General features: G+C 71.0%; 1 protein-coding gene. It reads right to left on the bottom strand.

The window, feature by feature from the left end; all coding sequences use genetic code 11:
• Nucleotides 1-231, bottom strand: a 231-nt coding sequence (locus KVS71_RS19370; protein WP_302677834.1) for a glycerol-3-phosphate dehydrogenase C-terminal domain-containing protein, incomplete at both ends; no start/stop codon positions are given.

The following is a 231-nucleotide window of genomic DNA, read 5'->3' as shown; positions in this document are numbered from 1 at the left end:
GGAGTCCGTGACGCTCGTTGAGCAGCCCGCGCGTCTGCACCACCTCGGCGTCGTGACGCTCGCGGACCCAGCCGAGGAGCGGAGCCAGGGCGTCGGCGATCACGTCGAGCACCTCCGCTCGGGCGCCGCCCGTGAAGGCGATGCTCGTGCGGCGGAGGATGACGCCCTCGTGACGGGTGACCATCTCCTCGTTCACCATCCACTTCAGCTCGCGGGTCGACAGGTCGCCGC

The organism is Microbacterium sp. GbtcB4, from assembly GCF_019091465.1.
Classification (GTDB): Bacteria; Actinomycetota; Actinomycetes; order Actinomycetales; family Microbacteriaceae; genus Microbacterium; species Microbacterium paraoxydans.
The sequence above is the reverse complement of the archived record's forward strand: the minus strand, read 5'-3'. Positions and strand labels throughout refer to the sequence as shown.